At 58.4% G+C, this 16,943-nt stretch carries 13 protein-coding genes; 6 read left to right on the plus strand and 7 right to left on the minus strand.

All coding sequences use genetic code 11. The features are described 5' to 3' along the window. Window positions 1-38: 38 nt before the first annotated feature. The gene (locus BSU04_RS36275) at window positions 39-422 is read right to left on the minus strand and encodes a hypothetical protein (protein ID WP_144021460.1); all 384 of its coding nucleotides are present in this window, start codon (window positions 420-422) and stop codon (window positions 39-41) included. Between the two features lie 188 nt (window positions 423-610). Between BSU04_RS36275 and BSU04_RS36280 the strand changes: the two genes are divergently transcribed. Continuing rightward, window positions 611-1,708 (plus strand): alpha/beta hydrolase family protein, encoded by a 1,098-nt coding sequence (locus tag BSU04_RS36280; protein WP_218827402.1) that lies wholly within the window; start codon window positions 611-613, stop codon window positions 1,706-1,708. A 75-nt stretch (window positions 1,709-1,783) separates the two neighbouring features. On the opposite strand, the gene BSU04_RS36285 is transcribed toward BSU04_RS36280, so the two are convergent. Continuing rightward, entirely contained in the window at window positions 1,784-2,596 is an 813-nt protein-coding gene (locus BSU04_RS36285) for an AraC family transcriptional regulator (RefSeq protein ID WP_089165048.1), read from the minus strand. 145 nt (window positions 2,597-2,741) lie between these two features. Here BSU04_RS36285 and BSU04_RS36290 point away from each other — a divergent pair, with 145 nt between their 5' ends. Further along, a complete protein-coding gene (locus BSU04_RS36290; protein ID WP_089165049.1) occupies window positions 2,742-3,959 on the plus strand; it encodes a CynX/NimT family MFS transporter in 1,218 nt (405 codons plus the stop codon). 361 nt (window positions 3,960-4,320) lie between these two features. On the opposite strand, the gene BSU04_RS36295 is transcribed toward BSU04_RS36290, so the two are convergent. After that, window positions 4,321-5,226, minus strand: a complete 906-nt coding sequence (locus tag BSU04_RS36295) for a LysR family transcriptional regulator (protein ID WP_089165050.1) — start codon at window positions 5,224-5,226, stop codon at window positions 4,321-4,323. Between the two features lie 258 nt (window positions 5,227-5,484). Further along, window positions 5,485-6,774: an MFS transporter gene (locus BSU04_RS36305; protein WP_089165052.1), complete on the minus strand. Its 1,290-nt coding sequence runs from the start codon at window positions 6,772-6,774 to the stop codon at window positions 5,485-5,487. Between the two features lie 596 nt (window positions 6,775-7,370). Between BSU04_RS36305 and BSU04_RS36310 the strand changes: the two genes are divergently transcribed. Beyond that, a complete protein-coding gene (locus tag BSU04_RS36310) occupies window positions 7,371-8,945 on the plus strand; it encodes a methyl-accepting chemotaxis protein (protein ID WP_089165053.1) in 1,575 nt (524 codons plus the stop codon). Window positions 8,946-9,150: 205 nt separating this feature from the next. Here BSU04_RS36310 and BSU04_RS45960 read toward each other — a convergent pair whose 3' ends face one another. Beyond that, entirely contained in the window at window positions 9,151-9,432 is a 282-nt protein-coding gene (locus tag BSU04_RS45960) for a hypothetical protein (RefSeq protein ID WP_144021462.1), read from the minus strand. 217 nt (window positions 9,433-9,649) lie between these two features. On the opposite strand from BSU04_RS45960, the gene BSU04_RS48230 reads away from it, so the two are divergent. The 3 genes from BSU04_RS48230 to BSU04_RS36320 are packed head-to-tail and all read left to right on the plus strand — an operon-like array spanning window position 9,650 to window position 14,571. Further along, a complete protein-coding gene (locus BSU04_RS48230) occupies window positions 9,650-10,180 on the plus strand; it encodes a hypothetical protein (protein ID WP_256983723.1) in 531 nt (176 codons plus the stop codon). Continuing rightward, entirely contained in the window at window positions 10,180-13,626 is a 3,447-nt protein-coding gene (locus tag BSU04_RS36315; protein WP_256983724.1) for a response regulator, read from the plus strand. Before BSU04_RS48230 ends, BSU04_RS36315 begins: the two co-directional genes overlap by 1 nt. Before the next feature lie 3 nt (window positions 13,627-13,629). After that, window positions 13,630-14,571, plus strand: coding sequence for a diguanylate cyclase domain-containing protein (locus BSU04_RS36320; protein ID WP_089165054.1), 942 nt, complete (start codon window positions 13,630-13,632; stop codon window positions 14,569-14,571). Window positions 14,572-14,637: 66 nt separating this feature from the next. Here the strand turns inward: BSU04_RS36320 and BSU04_RS36325 are convergent, their stop codons facing one another. Beyond that, entirely contained in the window at window positions 14,638-15,546 is a 909-nt protein-coding gene (locus BSU04_RS36325) for a response regulator (protein WP_089165055.1), read from the minus strand. Between the two features lie 597 nt (window positions 15,547-16,143). After that, window positions 16,144-16,905, minus strand: a complete 762-nt coding sequence (locus BSU04_RS36330; protein ID WP_089165056.1) for an SDR family oxidoreductase — start codon at window positions 16,903-16,905, stop codon at window positions 16,144-16,146. Between the last annotated feature and the right edge of the window lie 38 nt (window positions 16,906-16,943).

Here is a 16,943-nt window from a genome sequence, read left to right on the forward strand (position 1 = left end):
CGCGTGTGCTTCGTTACTTTGCTGCTTACTTGCGCTGCTTACTTTAAATCCCAGCGGATCTGCTCGACGATCCCAATGCCGCGCGAAGTCCGCACGCATTCGCTGACAGAGTCGATAAACGGCAACTGCTCGAAGCCGATCTCTTCGCGCAGGCGGCGGTTATAGAACTGGTAGTCCAGGTTGGCGAACCCGGCATGGATACCCCGCACATGTTCGATCAGCCGCGCCGCGCCCGAGTTTTTACGCGCGACTACATCGCACGCGATCCTGCGGAAATGGCGCGGTGCGCGGATCGAGTAGCGTTTCCCCGATATACCCGTGGCCTCATCTATTGCGCCGATGATCTGGCCAATGGCCGGCGCTTGCGATCCGGCCGAGACGTGGTAGGTGTCGAACGCCAGCTTCGGCTTGAGGGCGAACAAGACGTGCGCGCGGGTGCAATCGTCGACCGAGACCACATCGAGCCGGTCATCGCTTTTGCGCTGAAGCTTTACCGGCAGCGGAAGGTACTTCAGGTGGCGCGACGGCTATCCGGGACAATAGAAGGCCGGTGACCAATCCCCTAGTCTGATGGTCTATGCTATGTCCAGCAAAACACCATTCGATCATCATGAAGATGCCGAAATTTGTCAGAGCAGTCGTTGCACTCCTCGTCCCCCTCTTCCTCCTCGCAGCCGGAACGACATTCGCCGGACCTGTCGGCGAGATGCATCGCGTGACGGCTGATCCAACCGCAAGCCTGCGTGACGCCCAGCACCGCACGGAGCTTCGGATCACAGTGTGGTACCCAGCCGCAGCCGATGCTGCCGAACGTGAGATCACCGTTGGCGCTCCCGGCGCGGCGATCTTCAGAGTAGGATCCGTGGCTCCCGACGCAGCATTCGCCTCCGATACCGAGCGTCACCCCGTGATCCTTTTCTCTCATGGCTACGGGGGCACGGCCCGGCTCATGGGCTGGTTCGGAATTGCGCTGGCGCGCGACGGTTATATCGTGGTCTCGGTCGATCATCCCGGCAACAACGGCTTGGACACCATGACGCCCGCGGGCGCAGCGCTGTGGTGGGACCGCGCGGAGGATCTGCGTCTCGCGCTGCAGACGGTGGCCGAGGACCCCGTTATCGGTCCGCATATGGACTTGTCGCGGGTCGGCGCCGCAGGTTTTTCAGCCGGCGGTTTCACTGCGCTCGTGGCGGCTGGCGCCCGGGTTGATCGCGCGCATTTCGCCCGGTTTTGCGATGCGAATCCCGACGATGGTGTCTGCCGTGCGCAACCGGAATCCAACTTCACGGCGCAGGATTATGCGCAGCTGTTCAAGCGTCCTGAGATCCAGGCGGAACTGTCGCGTGCAGCCGATGACCACAGCATCAAGCAAGTGCGCGCTGCGTTCGTGATGGCGCCGGCGCTGGTGCAGGCCCTGCAACCCGCAAGCCTTGAACACTTGCCCAAACCGGTCGAGATCATGCTGGGCGATCTCGACACAACCGCGCCTCCCGCAACGAACGGCCTTGTCGCAATCCGAATGATCCCGAACGCTTCGCTTACAGAGCTTTCGGGTGTTGGCCACCGCGATTTTCTGTCGACCTGTACCAAGCTCGGACTAGCCAAGGTTCCGATCTGCAAAACGCGCGTTCCGCAAGACGATACTCATGCGCAGGCGATCAAGGCGGCTGAAGTTTTCTTCGATCGGCAGCTAGGCGTGTCGCGTTGATCGGACGCATTGATCGGACGCATTGAGCGAGCTTCTCGCGGCCACGAGCTAGCCGGTTTGCAGTGGTGGATGAAGTCATTGCTCGTGACCATTTTGCCGGTCCGCAAAATAGCGGGCGGGCGGCTTGCCCAATGCCTTCTTGAACATGGTGATGAACGCGGTGACCGACTCGTAGCCGAGATCTTCCGCCACCTGCTGAACCCGCGCGCCGGCTGAAAGGCGTTGCAACGCAATGACGATATGCAACTGCTGCCGCCAGCGGCCGAAGGTCATGCCGGTCTCGTTCTTGACCAGACGCGCCAGGGTACGTTCGCTCATGGCGACCCTTTGGCCCCACTCGGCGAGGGTGCTTCGATCCGCTGGGTCATTCGTCAGCGCGTCGGCAATCTGTCGCAGTCGCGCATGGGCGGATATCGGCAAATGGAGGTTCTCCATGGGCATCTGCGCGAGTTGGTCCAGCAAGACTGCTGCCAGGCGCCCCGTCGGGCCGTCGACGTCGTAGAGGTGCGCAAGAGCCGCCAGGTGCTCGATCAACTCGCGCACGAGCGGCGTGATGGCCAGCGTGCAACATTGGTCCGGCAAGCTCGCGGCGTCTGTTTCCACAAACAGGAAACAGACGCGCCCATTCGCCGTGACGCGGTTGCTATGCAGCATGCCACCCGGAATCCATACCGCGCACTGAGGCGGCACCATCCATAGCCCGTCGGGCACTGCACACGTGACGCCGCCATGCAGGGCAAGAACGAGCTGGCCTTTGCGATGCCGATGCATCGGCAACTCGATGTCGTTCTCACGAACATCGACACGCAAGGCAACGGCTGGCCGATGCAGCGCATCCGGATCGAAGTCCGCCAGCGAATCTTCCAACGAGGGCACGGAGGACGACATAGGAGAAGCAATGAGAGAGGAGAGGCCCTTGGCAGAGGCAAACAGACGTTTGACAGGATTTAGCGATATTTTGTCATTATCGCGGAATTCTTGTCGATGATGAATGCGTACGCTGGGGTCTTGTCGTCTATCGTCGAGAGTCCTCATGCAACATCAATCAACTGTAGCCAGCGGTGCTTCACGACCGGTATGGCTCATCGCAGGCATCCTGCTGTTCGCGACCAACCTGCGCGCGCCGATCACCGGCGTCGCACCGCTGCTGGACATGATCCAGAACAGCCTGGGTCTTGGCACGACCGCTGCCGGGATGCTCATCACATTACCCTTGCTGGCGTTCGCTGTCGTCTCGCCTTTTGCTGCGCTTTTAGCGAGGGAATATGGCCTGGAGCGTTCGCTGTTCATCGCTTTGGTGCTGATCGGAATGGGTATCGTCATACGCTCGACGGGTCCGGTCTGGAGTCTTTATCTTGGGACCTGGATCATCGGCAGCGGCATCGCGATCGGCAACGTATTGCTCCCCAGCCTGCTCAAGCGGGATTTCCCTGAAAAGGTCGCCACGCTTACCGCTGTCTATGCGCTGACGATGGGCTGCGTGGCAGCAATCAGTTCGGCTATTGCATTCCCTCTTGCGCATTTTTCCGGCTTGGGATGGCGGCTTGGCATTGCGATGTTCGTCATCCTGCCGCTTGTCAGTGCCCTCATATGGTTGCCGCAACTCGGCAATCGCACCGCGCCGGCGCAGGGGACAGCCGCGCCGCCGCATGGTGGCCGCGTGTGGCGTTCGGCCCTTGCCTGGCAGGTGACGCTGTTTCTTGGGCTCAACTCTTTTGTCTACTACGTCACGGTGAGCTGGCTTCCGACGATCCTGCGCGATGCCGGTTATTCGCCGGAACATGCCGGTTCGCTGCATGGCGCGTTGCAACTTGCCACAGCCGTTCCCGCGCTGGTGCTCATGCCGGTGATGCGTCACTTGAAAGACCAGCGACTGGCGGCGTTCAGTTCTTCGATCATTACCATGATCGGGTTGCTAGGTCTGTTGCTTGCGCCTGAGTGGGCAACGATCTGGACCGTGATGGTGGGCCTCGGGACGGGCGCGGCGATTATCCTTGGACTGGCATTCGTCAGTTTGCGGGCAAGCAGTGCGCATGAAGCGGCTGCTTTGTCGGGCATGGCTCAATGCGTCGGTTATCTGCTGGCCGCTCTGGGCCCGACGCTCGTGGGCTGGTTGCATAGCGATTTGGGCGGCTGGGGCGTGCCCTTAAGCCTTTGCGCAGCGCTTTGCTTCGTGATGGCATTGTTTGGTTTGCTCGCGGGGCGCGCGATTCATATCGTCGGAGCGGTGGCGAGACGCAGGCTCGCTTAGCGCGGCAACATTGCGGAGCGACGTTAGCTTTAGCCAAGTACACCGCTAAGAGCTCCTATGAGTTTTTGCCAGCATGCGCATCGTCGAACTGGCAGCAAGACTTACCCGCATGTGCGGCTCGTATTCACGCTTCTCCAAGGCGCGCGTTCTCGCTGTGCAAATCGTTAAATGTTGTCAGATCGAGATCTGGTTTATTTCCTTTCGACGCGAATGCGGAGACACTAGCATCACCCTTCCGAGGGTGTGTCCCGCGACGAAGGTGATCCTCGTCGTGCTTAAGTCCCATCCCGCCTGGGTGGGACTTCTTTTTAACGTGCCGGTCATTCCAGGCGAGCGGGCCCCTGGCGGCCAAGTGCTTCGACTAGCGACTCGTGAAAGCCTGGCTGCGGCGGAACAGATCACGCGCGATGGAACAGAAGAGAGCCGTGGTTTGCCCTTCATCCTGAAGACGTCGGCTCATGATGATTGGCGACGTAGGGCCGGGTTCGGGCAGCTGCCGGTAGACGACGCCATGCACCCTTAAACCATCCACGCTCTCGGGTACAAGCGACACACCCACTCGCGCAGCCACGAGTCCAAGCGCTGTCTGCAACTCCCGCACTTCGTGCACGGCGGCAGGTTCAAGCGCATGATCGCGCAGCGCCGATAACTGCTGGTCCGCATAACTCGGGCGCGGTGAGCTTGGATACACAATCAGCGTCTCGCGGGCCATATCCTCCAGCGTCAATTCCACCGATGCGTCCGCTAACGGATGGTCTTCCGGCAGCGCGGCAATCATCCGCTCCTCGACGAGTACTTCGCGCGTCAGTTGCACGTCGTCGAAACGCAGTCGTCCAAAGCCGACATCAATTCGTCCGCCCTTTAATGCGCCGAGTTGTTCCAGCGTAAACATCTCGATCAGCGACAATTCGATCTGCGGAGCGGCCTCGCGAAATGCACGGATCACCTGCGGCAGCGCCCCGTAAAGAGTAGACGGCACGAAGCCGATCACAATGCGTTCCGCCAATTGCGCGAGCCTGCGTGTGAGCGGCACGAGCTCGTCGCTTTCATCGATCAGGCGCTTCGCCTGTGCGTAGAAAACGCGACCCGCTTCGGTCAGGCGCAAAGGCCGCGAGCCGTGTTCGAACAGCGGCAACCCGACGCTTTCTTCGATCTGCTGGATCTGGCGGCTAAGCGGCGGCTGCGTCATGTGCAGGCGTCCGGCCGCGCGCGTGATGTTCATTTCTTCGGCTACCGCAATGAAATAGCGGAGTTGTCGCAGCTCCATGCAGACCTCAAACAGTTAAAGATCCAGCGGGATTGCCGATACGTCCGAATTTCTCCGAAGCACGGGCGCAGAAGATTGCAATGGAAGATGCCGGGCACCCGCGTCTCGCAGGCGCGCCGGCCGTGATTGTGGCACGGGCAATGAGCGAATCGGCAAACAAGACGTTTGCCGGCATGGAACAGCTTCTGGGCGCGCAGCGGATTGGGGATATCGACGCGCCGGGCATTCGCCTACCGAGGTCGCTACCCAAAGCCGCGATCAGCGTTCCTTGGCAGCTGGCTCGACCGCACCGCCTGGCGATGGGTTAGGGGCTTTATCGGCAATGCCTGTCCTGAGAATCCAGTTGTAAATCGCGCCCGCGATCATCAATGCCGAGGTACCGAAAAACACTTCACGCATGCCGAAATGTCCTCCGACGAAACCACCGGCAAGCGGCCCGACAACCTGCCCGGTATATTGGGCAGACGTCGAATAACCGAGCATATTGCCGGCTACCGACGCCGGTACGTTATGCCGGATCACGCTGGCAACGCAAGGCAGCAGGCCGCCGAGTGCCAGGCCCATCAGGAATCTCAGAACCACTAATTGCCAACCCCGTGTGACGAACGCTTGCGGGATGAGAAGGGCACCCGCCACCGCGAGGCAGCCAATAATAACGTTCCAATGCCCGACGCGATCGGCGAGCTTACCCAGGTAAGAGGACGAGAGAATACTGCCCAATGCTGCCGCCGACATCACCAGTCCCGCGACAAACGTGACCTGATGGACATCGACTACTTGCGCCACGTAGACCGTGATAATCGGCTCGATCGACATGTTTGCGAGCATCAGGAGCATGCCGGTCACCAGCATGGCGACAGTCGGCCGCTTGTCTGCGATCTCAGCCCAACTCCCACGCCGCTTGCCCTTCTTGTTCAAGCCCGGGTGACGCTCGTTCTTGACGAAGAATACGGTCGCGAGGAACGTAATGAAAATAAGGGCCCCCGAGGCGAGAAAGGTCAATCGTATTCCGATCAGTGGTGGCAGTGACCCACCAATGATCGGGCCGACCAGGTTACCGGCCATGATGCCGGAAGACAGGACACCGAGTGCCCAGCCGCATCGGTCTTTCGGCGTCTGCGTGGCGACCAGCACGGTGGAGCCCGACGCAAAGCCGCCAAGCAAGCCTGCGAGCAGCCTGAGGCCGACGAGTTGCCAGACGTTATGCGCCATCCCCATCAGGGACATGATGATGGCCATGCCAAGGCTGGCGCGGATCAGCATCGGCTTGCGGCCGTAGAGGTCGGCAAGCCGTCCCCAAAGCGGCGCGGTCAGTGCGGCAGTGAAAAAAGTTGCACCGTAAGCGACGCCGGACCACTGGACGATCGCGGCGTGATCCTTGACGCCTAACTGTTCCACGTAAAGCGGCAGGAACGGCAACATGAGCGTCATGGCCACAATGGTCGTGAACGAACCAAATACGCAGACGATGAGATTGCGCTGCCAGTGGGTGAACTCCTCCGCTTCCGGAGGAGTGTTGTAACTTGCGCTTGCCGTTTGTTTGTCCATCATTCTGTCCGGGTCGGCGTGGGCGGTTGAGGATTGCCCGGCGACCTCTTGAGGGTCGGAGCAACTGCCTGGCGCAAAGTGGGGAAGCGAGCTTGCTTTAATCCGGATCCTACGGCGTGAGTCGTTGCGCAGCCAGTCCGCTGGCTATACCGGTATCGCGACTACCCGGCACATCTCCGTGGGTCCCCGGTTGCTGGCGTTATCAATGGAGTCGGTAACGCGCGTTGACGGCTAAAGATCGGCCGCAATCCGCCGATAAAAAGGGGAAGTTTGCGCTTTTCTGCCAACCGTCACGTAGCAAGGACTCTAGCGGACGGCTGGCATGCTGTATCACCCCGGCAGAGGCTTTGACGATTGCTCTACAGCCCGGCTGCCCATCCTCGAATTTGCACCGCAATTCGCACGCGAACGCATTTTCCATTGCAACGTGAGCCCTCGAACAGTCGCTGATATGACGACAGAGGCTGGCGCAAGCACGTCTGCACGGCACTGCTTAAGGGATTTGAAAGACAGCAAGTTGAAAGAATGTCATATCGCCGCATGGTCCGCTAAAGCGGATATCGCGTGTTTTAAATTCAATCTACAAGGTCATCTTGATGAGCCAGTTCAAAGTTGTGACCCGTCTGTCGGTCGCCTTCGGTGCGTTACTCGTTCTTCTCGGCGTTGTGTCTATTGTCGGCCTGTTCGGCATGTCGAAAATCAACGAGGCACTGACGAGTATTGTCGAGCGCAGCACGGAAGAGATGACGCTTGCCCAGACGATGCGCTCTTCCCTCGACCAACGTTCCATCGCTGTCCGCGACATGATGCTGGTCGACAACGAGGCCGACGTGAAGGCCAATGTGGAAAAAATAAAGCACGAAGAAGGGATCTATGCGGATGCATCGCGAGCCTTGAATGACATCTTCGTGTCGAGCGGGGCAATAACGAACACGGAGCAAACACTGCTTGCGAAGCTGATAACGGATGAAGCTTCCACGCGACCGCTTATGGCCAACGTTGTTCAGCTCATTCTTTCAAATGATAAAGCCTCGGCCGGCAAGGCTTTATTGCAGGATGTCGTTCCGAAACAAACTCAATGGCGAGGCACGCTACGATCGCTGATCGAGCTTGAAAAAACGACGATGCATGACAAGGCAAACCGGGCCGAGAGCAGCTATGCGCAGCTTAGAGTCGCGATGATTGGCGCCGCGTTCGCAGCGCTGATCGTCGGCGTGATAGGCGCGTTGCTGATCACGCGCAGCATCCTGAAGCAACTCGGTGCGGAGCCAAGCGAAGCGCAACGCGTAGCCAGCGAGATCGCGGATGGAAACCTCGCCGTGCCGGTTGTGATCGCGCGCGGCGCAAGCGGGAGTTTGATGGCGTCGCTCGAGGCAATGCGCGCACAACTGAGCAGCATTGTCGCGGGGATCAAGACATCAGCCGATTCGATCGCGGTCGCGGCCAATGAAATGGCGCAGGGTAACGTCGACCTGTCGCAACGCACGGAGGAACAAGCGGCTTCGCTTGAACAGACCGCAGCGAGCATGGAAGAGCTGACGTCCACGGTGAAGCAGAATACCGACAATGCGAAACAGGCAAACATGCTTGCCCAGACTGCATCGGACGCTGCGACTGCAGGCGGGCAAGTGGTTGAGCGCGTAGTGACAAAGATGCGTGATATATCCGCTAGCGCCTCGAAAGTGGGTGAGATCATCAATCTGATCGAGGGCATTGCGTTTCAAACCAATATCCTTGCGCTGAACGCGGCCGTTGAAGCTGCACGCGCAGGTGAGCAAGGGCGCGGTTTCGCTGTTGTCGCCGCAGAAGTGCGTACGCTCGCCCAACGCTGCGCGAGTGCAGCCAAGCAAGTGAAGGATCAGATTGGTGAGTCGCTCGATCACGTTGATACGGGTTCGGGCCTGGTTGCCGAAGCCGGCAAGAGCATGAACGAATTGTTGAGCTCGGTTAAACAGGTGACCGACATCATGGGCGAAATCTCGGCCGCTTCGTCAGAGCAAAGCACCGGCATCGAGCAAGTCAGCGTCGCTGTTGGTCAGATGGACGAAGTGACGCAACAAAACGCTGCGTTGGTCGAACAAGCAACGGCGGCAGCGCAAGCAATGGCCGATCAGGCCAAAAGCTTGCGCGAAGCGGTGGGTGTTTTCAGGGTAGGAGTGGGAAGCAACTGAGGCCGCCCGGAACCCTTGGGCGCCGACGGGTTAGGTGCGACTTTGCTTGAATCGAATCGCCGGGGGGAAGGGTCAAGGGACAGAGAGTCAAGATGCGACAGTCCCGGCGAAAGGCTGTTGGAGCCGCGCTACCCCGGCACTTGAGCGTGTGACTGCGTGCTTTGTAATATTAACGGGCACGCGGGGACGCCGCCTTCATGGGGAATCATTGCGCGTATAGCTTACTCTTTTTTCGATCGGTGTCCGCGACCGGGTTGATGCCGGACCCCGTTGAATTTGGTGTTGATGCTGCTCGTTGCAAACCTCTGGAATCTTGCGATACGTCGGCTGCGGGCATCGGTAACGCCCTGTCGGGGTTCGCCAGGTTATACAAAGCAGTGCCCAACTGTCCTGCCGCGATTCCGTCGTCGTAGTCATCAGGGCTCTGGGCGTGAGCGAAAGTTACTAAAGAAAATGCTGCGCAGGTCATAGTCATTAAACGTTTCATTTCCATCTCCCTTGCCGCCGCACCGACCGTTAAATCGTGCTCGGTAGGCTTGTCTTGCAAGACCTGACAACGGAAACTTAATTTATAGTCTCTCAGCTTTACAAATAGCTCGCACCTCTCAAACCATCAGATTCGGCTATTTTCTAAAGTGCGATCCGCTCTTGCCGTAAACTCCTATACCAGTCTTGAAACAGCTTGCATACTTTGAGGTCGCACAGTGGCAAAACAGCATTCGCTCACGTTCCGGATGACTGCATTCATTGTCGTAGTCTGCGCCTTGCTTGTGGGCACGGACATCTGGCGCAGCTTTGCTGCCCGACAGGTGCAGCTGAAGGAAATGACGTCGGCCACCGCGAATCTCGCCCGCGCGATGGCGCAACACGCGAACGACACGATCAAAGAGTCTGACACAGCATCAATGGGCATCGCCGAGCGGGTGGAACACGACGGCACCAACCCTGTTGCCCTGGAACGGCTCCACCAATTATTCTCTTCTCGATTACACGAGCTTCCACAACTCAACGGCCTGTTTGTTTTTGATCGAACCGGTCAGATGATCGTGAGCTCGAGCCTGGGACACTGCGCAGCTCCAACAACGCAGACAGGGACTATTTTGTCTTTCATCGAAGCCACCCGGATCGCGGTGCCCGCGTGGGTGTGCCGCTGCTCAGCCGGTCGACCGGGAAGTGGGTCGTTCCGGTGTCACGAAGAATCGTTGACGCGAACGGTAGTTTCGCTGGCGTCGTAGTGGCGACAATCGACATCGATTTCTTCTTGCGGTTTTACAACAGCCTGGATATTGGGCATGCGGGCGCGGCGGCGCTGATCCTCGATAACGGGCACATGATCGTACGCAGACCGTTCGAGAGCCGTTTTCAGGGCGTGGACGTATCTGATACGGTTCTTTTTCGCGCCCACCAGCAGACCAAGTCGGGAACGTTCCTGACGAAGTCATCGCAAGACGGCGTTGAACGGCTGAATAGCTTTCGAAGCTTGCAGGACTATCCGCTGTTCGTCGCCGCAGCTTTGTCGCAGCAAGAAATATTGGCGGCCTGGTGGTCCGATACGCTTTGGCATTCGGCCGGTGTAGGGGCGCTGGTTATCGCGCTCGCGCTGTTCGGCTTTCGTCTCATCCGGCTCATCGGGCTAAGAACTGCGGCGGAAGAGAGGCTTGCTGCAAGCCTCGACATGACGCGCGCCATTCTTGATACAGCGATCAACCCGATTATCACCATCAATAACGTGGGCGTCGTGCGCTCGTTGAATCCTGCCGGTGAAAAGACCTTTGGCTACGCATCGCAGGAGCTAATCGGACGAAACATCAGGACGCTCGTTCCCGATAACTTTGTCGATGCCTACAACGATTATGTCGCTCAGTTCGCACAACGCAGCCGGACGGAAATCGGCAGTGGCCGGGAATTAGCGGGACTGCGCAAGGACGGCTCGGTCTTTCCCGCGCACGTTTCCACTGCCCCAATGCTCGTCGCCGGCGAGCTTTGTTTCGTCTGCGTCATCACGGATCTCACTGAACAGCACGTGCAACGCACCCAGCTGGCGGCCGCGCGGGACCAGTTGTTACTTGCAGCGCAAACAGCAGAGCTTGGAATCTGGTCCTGGAACCTGGCCGACAACGCGCTTAGCTGGAACGCGCGCATGTTCGAGATCTACGAACAACCGAAGACGTTACTTGGCAACGGTTTGAACTTCGATCACTGGCGCACGCGCGTTCACGCGGCGGACGTCGATGCCACGATGCATTCGCTCAACGCCGTGATCGAAGGCAATGGCGACGAGCTCCCGTTGTTTCGAATCGCGCTTCCGGGCGGCCGGATCCGCTACATCCAGTCGCGCATCCGGGTGGAGCGCGACGCGAATGGCACACCTGTCGTGATGACAGGGATCAATCGCGACGTTACGGACCAGCATCAACTGGAACTGCGTTTGCGCGAGGCGAAGGAGCAGGCTGACGCGGCGAGTGCCGCGAAGTCGTCGTTCCTCGCGAACATGAGCCACGAAATCCGTACCCCGATGAATGCCGTATTGGGCATGCTGCATCTTGTACAACTAAGCAACCTCAATCTGCGTCAGCGCGACTACGTCAGCAAGGCGCAGACAGCAGCGAAGTCGTTGCTTAGCCTGCTTAACGACATTCTCGACTACTCGAAGATCGACGCGGGCAAGCTGCAGCTCGACGTACATCCGTTCGAGCTGGAACCGCTGATGCAGGACCTGGGCGTGGTCCTGTCCGGCAATCAGGGCGAGAAGAGCGTCGAGGTTTTGTTCGACCTGGATTCGGCTCTTCCCGATTCGTTGATCGGCGACAGCCTTCGGCTGCAACAGGTCCTGATCAATCTGGCCGGCAACGCCCTTAAATTCACTTTGACCGGACAAGTCATAGTCAGCGTCGAGCAACTGGAACGTGTGGATGCGACAGTACGCGTACGGATTGCGGTAACCGATAGCGGTATTGGCATTAGCGCAGAGCAGACCGGACGTATTTTCGAAGGTTTCAATCAGGCCGAGACATCGACGACACGCCGTTTCGGCGGATCGGGCCTGGGATTGGTCATCTGCAAGCGCCTGGTCGGATTGATGGGCGGTGACCTTCAGGTTGAAAGCGAAGTAGGCGTTGGCAGCCGGTTCTGGTTCGACATCACACTCGGTGTCGATGGCGCAAAATCGCCCGCCGATGCACCTGTCATCGACCGGCCTTTGCGGTTGCTGGTAGCGGATGACAATCAGATGGCAGGAGAACTGCTGGTCCGAACGGTCGCGGCGCTTGGATGGCGGGCGGATCTTGTTTGCGGTGGTATCGACGCTGTCAGGAAGATCAGCGAGTCGGTGCAGGCCGGCGAACCTTACGACGTCGTATTGATGGATTGGCGCATGCCGGACCTGGATGGATTGAACGCGGCAAAGCTCATTCGCGGGGCGAAAGACGGCCTGCCTCTTCCCGTGGTCGTCATGGTCACCGCCTATGGGCGCGAAGTGTTGGCTGAGGCGCGCGAAAGTGGCGAGGCGCCGTTCGCAGGCTTCCTGACCAAACCGATCACGCCGAGGCAACTAAGCGACGTTGTACTGCGTGCGCTGAGCAGTACCCCGAATCCCGCGGGTACGCACCAGCCCGAGGTTCAGGAGCCGGCTTCCAAACCTGCTGCTCGCCTTGCCGGGCTTAATCTGCTCGTGGTGGAAGACAACGCCTTGAACCGTCAGGTTGCTGAGGGCGTGCTAAGGGCGGAAGGCGCTCAAGTGCAATTGGCCGAGGGTGGAATTGAAGGCGTGAGAAGGGCGACGGCGACAGGCATTGCGTTCGATGCAGTCTTGATGGATATCCAGATGCCGGATATCGACGGGTTCGAAGCGACACGGCGCATTCGCGCGAATCCTCGCTGTGCGGCGCTGCCCATTATCGCGATGACGGCGAATGCATCGAATGCCGATCGGCAAGCGTGTCTTAACGCCGGTATGAACGATCATGTGGGAAAACCCATTGATGTCGAACTACTGGTGTCGGTGCTGCACGCTCAAATTGACGGAGGAAAAGTCCCGCTCGCGTTCGCACCCGATCAAGCGCAGTTCGGCGAGGTACTTATTGCCGAGCCTCTGGTCGAAATGAAAGCGTCGATCGTCGCGCGTTTTGGTGGCAATATTGCACTGATCAACAGCGTCTTGAGTAATTTTGGGTCCCAGACTGAAAAGCAACTCTTGTTGCTTAGCCAGCAAATCAGGCATGACGAGCCGCTGGGTGCTGCCTCGGTGCTGCATGCGATTAAAGGGACCGCAGGAACAGTGGGGGCGCGCGCTCTTTCCGCGCGAGCCGGCCAGCTTGAATATGATCTGCGCCACGCCGTTGCCTCAGCAACGAACGTTGTCATCACTGACGAGGGCGTTGCCGATCTAAGAAGTCTCCTGCAAGACAGTGTCGCTGCATTGGCACATGAATTTGACGATGACACAATCGAGACACCCGCAGTCGACGTTGCATTGCCGTTGGCGGAATGGAAGCTGCGCCTGAACGAGATAGTGGCATTTCTTGAGTCGTCGAATCTGCAGGCCATTGCGCTTGCCGAGGCGCTGGTTGCTTACACCGGTTCGGAGCAACGGGTTCAATTCGATCATTTCCTGGTGAAGGTAAGGGAATTGGATTTCGCGGTCGCGGCGCTCAGCGCACGCGACATGTTGGAGCGATCGTGATACATGGAGCATATTCTGGAAAGCTGGTTACTTCATACGAATCGCCGTCCCAAGATCCTGATTGCCGACGATCAGCCGACGAACATTCGTGTTCTATTCGAGCTTTTCCGCGACCAGTGTGACGTGTTCATGGCAACGAGCGGAGCGCAAACTATACAAATCTGTCGCGCTGAGTTGCCCGATCTCATTCTTCTGGACGTCGTGATGGATGATATCGATGGTCATGAAGTCTGCCGCCGTCTCAAGGCCGACTCACTGACCAGCGCCATTCCAATCATCTTCGTGACCTCGCAGAATCAGGAAGCGGATGAAGTCATCGCCTTGGGGTTGGGTGCGGTCGACTTCATTACGAAACCCATCAACCCGGTCATCGTGCGCGCGCGGGTGCGCACCCACTTGACCTTGAAGCTACAGGGTGATTTGCTGCGCGCAAGCGCCTTGCTTGACGGGTTGACGGGTGTTGCGAACCGCCGCAAATTTGACGAGGATGTGCAGACTGACTGGCGCCAGTGCCTCAGAGAGAGCGCCCCTCTTTCACTGATTTTGATCGATATCGACTATTTCAAGCTCTATAACGATCGCTATGGTCATCAAGCGGGTGACAATTGCCTGAAGCTCGTCGCAATGGCTCTATTTGAAACGCTTAGACGTCCATATGACAAGCTGGCCAGGTACGGGGGGGAAGAGTTTGCCTGCCTTTTGCCAAAGACCAAACTCTCAGGAGCGAGCGCAATGGCGCAAAGAATGCAAACGCGCGTGAGCGAATTGAGAGTGGAGCATCTTGGCTCCAACGTTGATCAGATTGTGACCATCTCCCTAGGTGTCGCTTCAATGGTACCGACGCCCTCGGTTACTCCCGAATTATTGTTGAAGGCCGCTGATCAGCAACTCTATGAAGCGAAGCGCACGGGCCGTGCGCGCGTTTGTGCGTTGGCGGCGTCCTGATGAGTCAGGCACGTTTTCATGCCGGCCAATGGCCCGCGCGTCAATGACGCGATGCTAGTCCAACTGTCATAACGGATGTTTACCCTCGCGTTCCGTTGTTTGAAGCGAATGAGTGTCCACTGTCTGCCAATATTGGACAATTGCGTGAATCTCTGCTTCGATGCGTCGCACCGTGTCGATGATGCTTTGAATTCGGGCTTGCAAGACGACAGACTTGAATGGTTTGGTGATGACATCGGCGGCGCCCAGGTCGAGGGCTTGCTGTTCAGCGTCGACGTCGGCCGCCGGTGCGATATAAACAATCGGCACATGTTCGAGCGCCACCTCGGCTTTCAGTGCGGCGCAAATTTCAAAGCCGTCGTTGTGTGAGGTATGTGTGTCGAGAAGAATGAGGGTAGGCGCGTAACTACGCGCTAGTCGCAATGCTTCTTCGGAGGTGCCCGCAAAATGTAAGGTGCCTGTATTTTCCAGTGTTCGCCGCAAGAGTTGGATACCGGAAAGATCGTCCGCGATAATCAGCAGGTTAGGCTTTGCCGGAGTCACCGGCCATGTTCGTAACTTGCCGGCTCGACAGTCCCGATCAATATCCTTCACGACCTGTCTCACGCGGAGTTGGGCGCGCACGCGAGCCTTGAGTTGTGCTGCGATGAGCGGTTTCGTGACGTAATCCGCTGCACCTAGTCTCAACGCATCGACTTCCAGTGCGGGCGCGTCGTGGCTCGTCACGAAAATGATCGGGACGTGTGCCAGACTTGCGTCGCTCTTAAGGACCTCGCATACGTCAAATCCGGTCATGCCCGGCATATCGGCATCAAGGAGAATAAGGTCAGGGGGAGCATCCTTCGCAAGCACAATGGCAGCTTCGCCTGAGGTGGCGAACCGTTGATCGGGGTACGCGTCAAGCATTTGGCCCATGATTCGAATGGTCGACGGATCGTCATCTACTAAAAGAAGTCGCGCACTGTTTGCTGACATTCGGTTCTTCCTCAGGATTTTTTAATGTACGGCACCATGATGCGGCAATCCGACACAGCTTGATCGGGGGAAATGCGACGGCATTAGACCTTAAATCGTTTCTTGAAGCGGCCACGAAAATGGAGCGTTACCCTATTCTAATCTAGTGGTGGCCTGAAGGTCTGATGATTAAGCGTCAAAGTCTAATAGCATAAGACAGCTGTATTTCATTGCGATCGAGGTTATTGCCTGGATGCCGATTGCTTACGCCCTCGCTAATTGATGAGTGGGAGGCATTGATAGACCGAATTCTCAAGACTGCGCGCAAGAAGGAATTTCGTGAGTAAGCCGTAAAGTTGGTAATAACGGAAAGCACCGGTGCGTCAAAAGCCGTGCACTGACTTTCAATATCAGTGAAGACGTTGGCGACAGGGTATGGGCCGCGAAGGCCGGCAAGCCGTTGTTCAAAAGACCACCTGGCGCTGACGATCTACTCCTCGATGATGGCGGGAGCACGATCGTCAGACTTCCGGCCTGAACTTGTTCGGCCGCCTTGCAGAGGCGACGCGTCCAATGCCGTTCTCGCGGCGCACCGCCTCCATCGCCGCACCCTGTTGCTCACTTGCCGCCAGTGACATCGAGGAATGTGCCGGTTATGAAGGAAGCCTCGGCGCTTGCTAGCCATAGGATCGCCCGCGCAACCTCTTCAGGCTGACCGCCTCTTCCCATGGGGATCGAGTCTTTGACGCGATCCACCCGTCCCGGCTCTCCGCCGCTAGCATGCATGTCAGTGTAGATGTGCCCAGGGCGAATGCAGTTGACGCGTATCCCATCCCGCGCGACTTCTTTGGCAAAACCAATAGTGAATGTCTCGACGGCGCCCTTCGACGCAGCATAGTCGACATATTCGTTTGGACTGCCGAGCCGGGCCGATGCCGATGAGATGTTGATCACGGCGCCGCCCCGCCCATTGTGACGATACGACATCCGCTTCACCGCTTGCTGTGCACAGAGGATAGGGCCGATCGAGTTGACCGCGAAGATACGCCGCATCCGCTCGAATTCGAGATCCTCCAGCCGGGACTGCGGCGCAATGATCGCGGCGTTATTCACCAGTACATCGATCCGGCCGAACTCCCGGTCGATCGCGGCGAACAGCTGAGCGATCTGCTCTGGATCCGCGCTATCCGCGCGCACGGGTAAGGCCCGGCGCCCCACGGCTTCTACATCAGCCGCCACCGCTAGGGCGGCAGATTCGTTGGAGACGAAGCTTATTGCCACATCGTAGCCTTGTGCGGCAGCAAGACGCGCCGTCGCGGCGCCTACGCCGCGACCTCCGCCCGTTATCAGAATTAGCGGCGCCTGCGGGACGGTATCCATTTAGCGAACCTTCATGTGGTGGTGGGATGATGATTTGG

The organism is Caballeronia sordidicola (assembly GCF_002220365.1).
Taxonomy (GTDB): Bacteria; Pseudomonadota; Gammaproteobacteria; order Burkholderiales; family Burkholderiaceae; genus Caballeronia; species Caballeronia sordidicola_C.

Bases quoted from the DNA above. Each gene is read 5' to 3' on its own strand.
- BSU04_RS36280 (WP_218827402.1), top strand. From the start codon at position 611: ATGAAGATGCCGAAATTTGTCAGAGCAGTCGTTGCACTCCTCGTCCCC.
- BSU04_RS36285 (WP_089165048.1), bottom strand. From the start codon at position 2,596: ATGTCGTCCTCCGTGCCCTCGTTGGAAGATTCGCTGGCGGACTTCGAT.
- BSU04_RS36290 (WP_089165049.1), top strand. From the start codon at position 2,742: ATGCAACATCAATCAACTGTAGCCAGCGGTGCTTCACGACCGGTATGG.
- BSU04_RS36295 (WP_089165050.1), bottom strand. From the start codon at position 5,226: ATGGAGCTGCGACAACTCCGCTATTTCATTGCGGTAGCCGAAGAAATG.
- BSU04_RS36305 (WP_089165052.1), bottom strand. From the start codon at position 6,774: ATGGACAAACAAACGGCAAGCGCAAGTTACAACACTCCTCCGGAAGCG.
- BSU04_RS36310 (WP_089165053.1), top strand. From the start codon at position 7,371: ATGAGCCAGTTCAAAGTTGTGACCCGTCTGTCGGTCGCCTTCGGTGCG.
- BSU04_RS45960 (WP_144021462.1), bottom strand. From the start codon at position 9,432: ATGAAACGTTTAATGACTATGACCTGCGCAGCATTTTCTTTAGTAACT.
- BSU04_RS36320 (WP_089165054.1), top strand. From the start codon at position 13,630: ATGGAGCATATTCTGGAAAGCTGGTTACTTCATACGAATCGCCGTCCC.
- BSU04_RS36325 (WP_089165055.1), bottom strand. From the start codon at position 15,546: ATGTCAGCAAACAGTGCGCGACTTCTTTTAGTAGATGACGATCCGTCG.
- BSU04_RS36330 (WP_089165056.1), bottom strand. From the start codon at position 16,905: ATGGATACCGTCCCGCAGGCGCCGCTAATTCTGATAACGGGCGGAGGT.